Below are 1,703 nucleotides of genomic sequence, written 5' to 3' on the forward strand. Positions count from 1 at the left end.
TAGCGGCGGACGGGTGAGTAATGCTTAGGAATCTGCCTATTAGTGGGGGACAACATTCCGAAAGGAATGCTAATACCGCATACGCCCTACGGGGGAAAGCAGGGGATCTTCGGACCTTGCGCTAATAGATGAGCCTAAGTCGGATTAGCTAGTTGGTGGGGTAAAGGCCTACCAAGGCGACGATCTGTAGCGGGTCTGAGAGGATGATCCGCCACACTGGGACTGAGACACGGCCCAGACTCCTACGGGAGGCAGCAGTGGGGAATATTGGACAATGGGCGCAAGCCTGATCCAGCCATGCCGCGTGTGTGAAGAAGGCCTTTTGGTTGTAAAGCACTTTAAGCGAGGAGGAGGCTACTTAGATTAATACTCTAGGATAGTGGACGTTACTCGCAGAATAAGCACCGGCTAACTCTGTGCCAGCAGCCGCGGTAATACAGAGGGTGCGAGCGTTAATCGGATTTACTGGGCGTAAAGCGTGCGTAGGCGGCTTTTTAAGTCGGATGTGAAATCCCTGAGCTTAACTTAGGAATTGCATTCGATACTGGAAAGCTAGAGTATGGGAGAGGATGGTAGAATTCCAGGTGTAGCGGTGAAATGCGTAGAGATCTGGAGGAATACCGATGGCGAAGGCAGCCATCTGGCCTAATACTGACGCTGAGGTACGAAAGCATGGGGAGCAAACAGGATTAGATACCCTGGTAGTCCATGCCGTAAACGATGTCTACTAGCCGTTGGGGCCTTTGAGGCTTTAGTGGCGCAGCTAACGCGATAAGTAGACCGCCTGGGGAGTACGGTCGCAAGACTAAAACTCAAATGAATTGACGGGGGCCCGCACAAGCGGTGGAGCATGTGGTTTAATTCGATGCAACGCGAAGAACCTTACCTGGCCTTGACATACTAAGAACTTTCCAGAGATGGATTGGTGCCTTCGGGAACTTAGATACAGGTGCTGCATGGCTGTCGTCAGCTCGTGTCGTGAGATGTTGGGTTAAGTCCCGCAACGAGCGCAACCCTTTTCCTTATTTGCCAGCGGGTCATGCCGGGAACTTTAAGGATACTGCCAGTGACAAACTGGAGGAAGGCGGGGACGACGTCAAGTCATCATGGCCCTTACGGCCAGGGCTACACACGTGCTACAATGGTCGGTACAAAGGGTTGCTACCTCGCGAGAGGATGCTAATCTCAAAAAGCCGATCGTAGTCCGGATCGCAGTCTGCAACTCGACTGCGTGAAGTCGGAATCGCTAGTAATCGCGGATCAGAATGCCGCGGTGAATACGTTCCCGGGCCTTGTACACACCGCCCGTCACACCATGGGAGTTTGTTGCACCAGAAGTAGGTAGTCTAACCGCAAGGAGGACGCTTACCACGGTGTGGCCGATGACTGGGGTGAAGTCGTAACAAGGTAGCCGTAGGGGAACCTGCGGCTGGATCACCTCCTTAACGAAAGATTGACGATTGGTAAGAATCCACAACAAGTTGTTCTTCATGACGATGTATCTGAGGGTCTGTAGCTCAGTTGGTTAGAGCACACGCTTGATAAGCGTGGGGTCACAAGTTCAAGTCTTGTCAGACCCACCATCTGCAAACAGAAAATCAGAGCATTGAATCCTATATGATAAGCTGGGGACTTAGCTTAGTTGGTAGAGCGCCTGCTTTGCACGCAGGAGGTCAGGAGTTCGACTCTCCTAGTCTCCACCA

At 52.3% G+C, this 1,703-nt stretch carries 2 tRNA genes and 1 rRNA gene; all 3 read left to right on the forward strand.

Annotated elements, in window-relative coordinates:
* Nucleotides 1–1,445, forward strand: a 16S ribosomal RNA gene (locus C3420_RS16890); the annotation flags it as partial.
* A gap of 61 nt (nt 1,446–1,506) precedes the next feature.
* A tRNA-Ile gene (locus C3420_RS16895) sits at nt 1,507–1,583 on the forward strand.
* Nucleotides 1,584–1,627: 44 nt separating this feature from the next.
* Nucleotides 1,628–1,703 (forward strand) — tRNA-Ala (locus tag C3420_RS16900).

Origin of the sequence: Acinetobacter sp. ACNIH3, from assembly GCF_002918965.1 — a bacterium.
Lineage (GTDB): Bacteria > Pseudomonadota > Gammaproteobacteria > Pseudomonadales > Moraxellaceae > Acinetobacter > Acinetobacter schindleri.